The organism is Desulfomarina sp., from assembly GCF_054039375.1.
The window spans coordinates 1-6,463 of sequence record NZ_JBPLBA010000044.1 but is presented as its reverse complement, the minus strand read 5'-3'; the positions used below and the strand labels follow the sequence as shown (position 1 = coordinate 6,463).

Below are 6,463 nucleotides of genomic sequence, written 5' to 3'. Positions count from 1 at the left end.
TTCGGAACCGGCCTGCTTGGCCTTGCCGGAATATCCAGAAGAAGGAAGTCCAAAAAATAATCTCGTCAAACAATACGTTGTGTGTCAGATAATAACTTTGAACACAACTGAATGATGCAAGATAAGCCTGACGGGCCGAACTCAATCCAGTTCGGCCCGTTTTTACTCAGCCCGGATATTTTGAAACTGCCCCATTTTCTTCCCACACCTGTGATTCTTTCTGAGAATTCTATTTTCAGAAAATTTGACTGCGCTCAAAACCATCCCACAAACAATTTGCCGATGTATTCCAGGGTTCAGACAGACTGGCAAGGAAGAAATTTGCGAAAACCCCTGGAGCTACAATATCAAACTCAAATTCATTCTGTAATTTCGGTAACAAACAATATCATTTGACTTTATTCAGACTACTATGCTAAAAGTAATTGCCTCACAGGCAATTACCATTTTATATCAGCCCGTTCTCAACAAGGACGGAAAATATTTTATTTTTCCGGGCAACCTGCCTGCAAAAACTATCGTGCTTCGACAACAGAGCAGCCATCAACCGGGCAACAAAACTCATTGTGAATGAAATACAAATAAAAAATCATTTATTACAGGCTGTCCAGGCATCTCTACTGGCTGCAACAAAAATAATGGCTGTTTATTCCTGTTCGGATTTTGCCATAGAAGAGAAATCTGACCACTCACCGCTGACCGAAGCTGATCGAAAAGCACACCAGGCAATTGTCTCGATACTCCGGAAGACATCAATCCCCATTCTCAGCGAGGAAGGAAAAAAGATACCTTATGAGGAGCGGAAGGACTGGGACTGGCTATGGATTGTGGACCCGCTGGACGGCACCAAGGAATTTATAAAACGAAACGGCGAGTTTACTGTGAATATAGCCCTTATTCATGATCATTTTCCCGTTTTTGGTGTGATTTATGCTCCAGTTTTACAACAACTCTACCTGGGAGGCAGAAGATTTGGCGCCTGCAGATGCCAACTTGAACCCCATGATTTCCCCATGGATTACGACACCCTTCTGGAAAACTGCGTAAAACTCCCGCTCCAGGTATCCCGCTCCTCTTATACCATCATGGCCTCACGCTCACATGCCACACCTGAGCTGCAGCAGTTTGTCGAAAAAAAACGAAATGAGAAAAAAGATGTTTTGCTTGTCAGCTCCGGCAGTTCGATTAAAATCTGCAGAGTTGCGGAAAATATGGCGGACATCTATCCACGACTGGGACCAACCATGGAATGGGACACAGCAGCCGGGCAGGGAATTGCAGAAGGCGCAGGTCGTGAAGTAACGGTCTGGGAAAGTGGCAGGCGACTCGGATACAACCGTGAAAACCTATTAAACCCCTGGTTTGTCGTTAAATAAAAACACACACCTTATTAATGAAATATCATCACATTGCCCATGGTGGGAATCTCGTTAATCTCATTGTCGATAAAAAAAGGGCGGAGACATTAAAAACTCTGTCAAAAAACCTGGAGAGTGTTACTCTACCTGACCCATCTATCTGCGATCTGGAACTTTTGATGAATGGAGGTTTCTCCCCTCTCAAAGGTTTCATGAACAAAACAGATTACGAATCAGTCCTTGATCGTATGCGCCTGGGGAACGGTACTCTCTGGCCTGTTCCCATTTGTCTCGATATCTCAGAAAAAGAGGCTGACACTTTTAACGTGGGGCAATCTGTAGCTGTCCGGGACAGTGAAGGATTCATGCTGGCCATCATGCATATTGAAAACATATGGCCAATTGACAAGGACCGTGAGGCCGAAATCCTCTTTCAAACCCGGGATCACACCCATCCCGGCGTCAATCATCTTTTTAACAAAAAGGGCACCCATTACATGGGTGGTTCTCTTGAGGGAATCCAGCTCCCCCTGCACTCTGCATTCAAACGCTATCGACATACACCTGCAGAACTGAGAGATCTTTTTAAAAAACTGGGTTGGAGACGAATCGTCGGCTTTCACACAAGAAACCCGTTGCACAGAGCCCAGTATGAAATGACACTGCGGGCAATGGCCGAAGCCAAAGCCAGTCTCCTCCTGCATCCCGTAACAGCACAAATCAGATCCGGAGAGATTGATTATTTCACCCGGATTCACTGTTACCTGGACATCGCAAAATACTACCCCCCCAACATGATGCTGCTCAGTTTATTGCCGCTGTCCATGAGAATGGCCGGGCCGAGAGAAGCCCTCTGGCATGCAATAGTTAAAAAGAATTACGGTTGCACACATTTTATTTTAGGGCACGGTCATGCCGATCCGGGTGATGAGAAAAGCAACACCCTGCAATACAGACCAGAAGAAAGCAGAAAACTGCTGAACGAGTTTGCAGAAGAGATAGACATTAAAATCGTTGCCTTTGAACAGATGGTCTATCTGTATGAAGAGGACATTCATGTTCCAGCCGACGAGATTCCCGAAAGCAGCAAACCAATGACCCTGTCCAACGACGAATTTCACAAAAAAATGAGAACCGGCCGGCGAATACCGGAATGGTTCACCTTTCCGGAGATTATTGAAACCATCCGTCATGCGTATCCCCCCAGACACAGACAGGGTTTTACAATATTTTTAACTGGTCTTTCCGGAGCAGGTAAATCGACTATCGCCAAAGTCCTTTACGCCCGGTTTATGGAGACCCGCTCACGCCCGGTGACACTGCTTGATGGCGATATCGTCCGTATGAACCTTTCCAGTGAACTGGGATTCTCAAAGGAGCACCGGGATATCAACGTGCGCCGAATCGGGTTTGTGGCAAGTGAAATTACCAAAAACCGTGGAATTGCGATCTGTGCACCAATTGCACCCTACACCTCAACCCGTCGACAGATCAGGGAGTTGATTGAAAGCTACGGCGGGTTCATTGAAGTTCATGTCGGCACACCTCTTGATGTGTGCGAGGGAAGGGACAGAAAGGGTCTTTACGCCAAAGCCCGCGCAGGTATCATCAAAGGTGTAACAGGTATTGATGACCCTTATGAACCACCGGACAATCCGGAGGTTTTTATAGATACATCCGATATGACACCTGATGAGTCTGTCCAGGAGATTCTTTTGTTTCTGGAAAGAGCCGGCTACACAAAATAATCAAGATTTATTATAAAATAAGGTAGTTGCCGAACAATTAATATTCAGCAAAATTGACCTGCAATGAATATATTTCTCCATCCACAGAGGATTGACAGAACAGTATGACGACAACAATACTGTTTTTCATATCATTAGTTGTTATCTTATATACTTACCTGGGATATCCACTCCTCCTTTACATCCAGTCAAAACTGTTTCCACGTGCTGTTACCAGGAATTATCCTGAACGTCTCCCCAAAGTATCCGTTGTTATTGCTGCCCGAAACGAGGCACTGAATATTGAGAACAGAATCAGGAACCTGCTGGAACAGGATTATCCGGCAGAAAAATATGAAATAATCGTTGTGTCTGACGGATCAGATGATGGAACAGAAAAAATAGTGAATCAAATTGCAGATGAGCAGGCTGGCTATTGCCCTGAAATTTCATGCCATGCATACACGCCGTCACAGGGAAAACCGACAGCCCTGAATACCGGTGTAACAAAAGCTTCCGGAGAAATCATAATATTTACTGATGCACGGCAGTTGTTTGCCACAAACGTCATCACCGAACTTGTAGCAAATTTCTCTGACCCGAAGATCGGAGGAGTCAGCGGAGAACTCATTTTTGTAAAAGATGGAACAAGCAATATCGAAGTCCAGATGGGAGCGTATTGGCAATATGAAAAAATGATTCGTAAAATGGAAAGCAAAACCGGCTCAGTGGTGGGAGTGACCGGGGCCATATATGCCATTCGCAAAGAATTATACCAGCATTTACAGAACAGTACTATCCTTGATGACGTTATGACACCAATGAATATTGCCATGCAGGGGTATCGAATTATTTTTGATTCATCTGCTGTGGCATATGATGTTTTTTCAAAGGATACGACACAGGAATGGCGCAGAAAAGTTCGGACTCTGGCAGGAAACTGGCAGATGCTCAGCCTCAATCCCTCCCTCATGCTTCCGCATCGGAATCCTTTATGGTTCCGTTTTATATCTCACAAAATTGCCCGCATTACTGTCCCTTTCTTCCTCATTCTTTTTTTTGTGACAGGCCTGCTGCAGGAAGGTATCAGCTATTATTATATTACCATTGTGCAGGTATTGTTCTATTCTGCCGCGTTAATCGCATTTTTCATACCATCAACCAGGAATTTTTTTATTTTCCAGATCAGTTATTTTTTCTGTGTTCTCAACCTCGCTGCAATAAAAGGTTTTTTTATCTGGATCACAGGCGGGTGTAAAACAATATGGACAGCAAACAGGTCATAAAAAACAGCAGGAGCCAAAATGTCCCGGTACTCATGTATCATGCGTTGGAAGACCCGGCTCACCCTGCCCGGGCAAAAGATCCGGGAGAACAACTGTATGTACTGAAAAAAGATACTTTCTACTGCCAGATGAAGTACCTCTCTGAAAATGGTTTCGAGGTATTTTTACTTGAAGATCTGCTGCGACTCAAAAAATGGCCTGAACGTGCAGTGGTGTTGACTTTTGATGACGGGCATCAGTCAAATTATACAATCGCACTCCCCATTCTTGAATATTTTGGCTTCAAGGCACATTTTTTTATAACAACTGACTGGGTAAACACTCCAGATTTTCTCAACACAACGGAAATCCTGAAACTTGTTGAAAAAGGGATGAAAATTGGTTCTCATGGAACCAGTCACTCGTACTTCAATGAGATGGAATTGAACCGGGCGGAAAAGGAATTGGCGCAATCAAAGAAACTCCTCGAGCGCTGTACAAACGGTTCAATAACTTCTTTTTCAGCACCTGGTGGAAGAATCAATACAGACACGGTGAAACTTGCCAGACGAACTGGATACAGCCTCCTGTGCACTTCCCAATTTGCTCTTTTTGAGTTGAGTCAGAAATCCAACCCTGTTCCACGCATACCTGTCAAAGCGGGTATGGATATGACTGTATTTAAAAAAATCGTCCACAGAGACACCAGGCTAATAAAGAGGTACAAGCTGAAATCCTTTATCCTCTGGTCCCTGAAAAATCTCCTGGGAAACGCCATTTATGAAAAACTCCGCACCACATTGCTCAGCAGGAAATAAAAAACAAACCCGCTCACCCGGACAATGCGCATACTACAATTGATCAGCAGTGTTTTCTTTTACGGCGCCGAAAGGGTGACAGCGGAACTCTCTTCTGCCCTGACACAACATGGCGCCACAATCCATGTCGGCATACTTGCTGTAAACGATGATCTTGAGGAAATTTTTAAAAAGGTAATCAATAGCAGTGAGGTAACTGTTGTTCAATTCAACGGCCAGGGCCCACTGAATATCAAAACGATATTCAGTATAGGTCAGTATCTAAAACAAAACGAAATAGATATCGTGCACTGCCACGGATATAAATCAAATTTATACGCTCTGTTTGCCCGGTTTTTTTCCCGAACATCCCCCTTTCTCATCGCAACCAATCACAACTGGATAGGAACTACCAGGCGGGAGTTTTTTTACCAGAAGGTTGACGCCATCACCTTGAGGTTTTTTGATAAAATCATTGCCGTATCAACAGATGTAAAGCAACAGATGATAAAAGCTGGAGTAAAAGCACAGCAAATAAGTATTATTGACAATGGCATCAATGTGGAAGATATCGCTTTTCACACACCTGCAGATGAAATCAGATCTCACCTTGGTTTAACAGGTGATGATTTTGTCATAGGAAATATTGCCAGGCTTACACCAGAAAAAAATCATCAGGTATTGCTCCACGTTCTGGCTGAGCTAAAAGAATTGACCAATTTAAAACTCATTCTGGTTGGGGATGGTCCTGAATATGAAAAAATACAAACTGCTGCCGGATCACTTGGATTGAAAAAACAGGTCATAATGACCGGTTCCCGTGACGATGCCCGGAAATTATACAGTACATTTGATATTTTCGTTCTTTCCTCTACAACAGAAGGGTTACCCATGGTCCTGCTTGAAGCAATGGCCGCCGGGGTTCCGGTTATTTCGTCAGATGTGGGTGCTGTTCCTCGTATTATTCAAAATGAAAAAAACGGGCTACTGTGGACACCGGAAAACCCCAAAGAACTGAGCAACGCAATAAGAACATTATATACAGACAGTCACCTTCGAAAACAATTCGCAAAAGAAGGAAAAAAAACAGTCAGGCAGTCTTTTTCCAGCTTTTTCATGGCAGAAGAGTATTGCAAACAATATAAGCTACTTTATGGCGGGGGGAGAAAATGAATAAATATATCATTTGTCACTGCTGTCCCAACGTTTATCAAGACAGATAGTGTAACTTGTTAATTTATTAAAACATTAACGACAAAATGCCTGTTCTCGACTTGAAATTAGATTATTCTCAAAATTTCCTAAATTTTGGACGA

At 43.6% G+C, this 6,463-nt stretch carries 5 protein-coding genes; all 5 read left to right on the top strand.

Going from position 1 to position 6,463, the window contains the following annotated elements; all coding sequences use genetic code 11:
- Positions 1-566 precede the first annotated feature (566 nt).
- The 5 genes from cysQ to ACXLDX_RS02535 all read left to right on the top strand — a co-directional run bounded on the left by cysQ (position 567) and on the right by ACXLDX_RS02535 (position 6,320).
- A complete protein-coding gene (gene cysQ, locus ACXLDX_RS02555) occupies positions 567-1,376 on the top strand; it encodes a 3'(2'),5'-bisphosphate nucleotidase CysQ (protein ID WP_457575625.1) in 810 nt (269 codons plus the stop codon).
- Between the two features lie 17 nt (positions 1,377-1,393).
- Entirely contained in the window at positions 1,394-3,106 is a 1,713-nt protein-coding gene (locus tag ACXLDX_RS02550; protein ID WP_457575624.1) for a bifunctional sulfate adenylyltransferase/adenylylsulfate kinase, read from the top strand.
- A gap of 104 nt (positions 3,107-3,210) precedes the next feature.
- Positions 3,211-4,371: a glycosyltransferase family 2 protein gene (locus ACXLDX_RS02545; RefSeq protein ID WP_457575623.1), complete on the top strand. Its 1,161-nt coding sequence runs from the start codon at positions 3,211-3,213 to the stop codon at positions 4,369-4,371.
- Positions 4,350-5,168 carry a polysaccharide deacetylase family protein gene (locus tag ACXLDX_RS02540; RefSeq protein WP_457575622.1) on the top strand — a complete coding sequence of 273 codons (819 nt, stop codon included), beginning with the start codon at positions 4,350-4,352 and terminating at the stop codon, positions 5,166-5,168. The genes ACXLDX_RS02545 and ACXLDX_RS02540 overlap by 22 nt, the downstream gene beginning before the upstream one ends.
- Positions 5,169-5,192: 24 nt before the next feature.
- Positions 5,193-6,320, top strand: coding sequence for a glycosyltransferase (locus ACXLDX_RS02535; protein ID WP_457575621.1), 1,128 nt, complete (start codon positions 5,193-5,195; stop codon positions 6,318-6,320).
- Positions 6,321-6,463 lie beyond the last annotated feature (143 nt).

Excerpts from the sequence above, each read along its gene's own strand:
- ACXLDX_RS02540 (WP_457575622.1), top strand. The coding sequence starts at position 4,350 with ATGGACAGCAAACAGGTCATAAAAAACAGCAGGAGCCAAAATGTCCCG.
- ACXLDX_RS02550 (WP_457575624.1), top strand. The coding sequence starts at position 1,394 with ATGAAATATCATCACATTGCCCATGGTGGGAATCTCGTTAATCTCATT.
- ACXLDX_RS02545 (WP_457575623.1), top strand. The coding sequence starts at position 3,211 with ATGACGACAACAATACTGTTTTTCATATCATTAGTTGTTATCTTATAT.
- ACXLDX_RS02535 (WP_457575621.1), top strand. The coding sequence starts at position 5,193 with ATGCGCATACTACAATTGATCAGCAGTGTTTTCTTTTACGGCGCCGAA.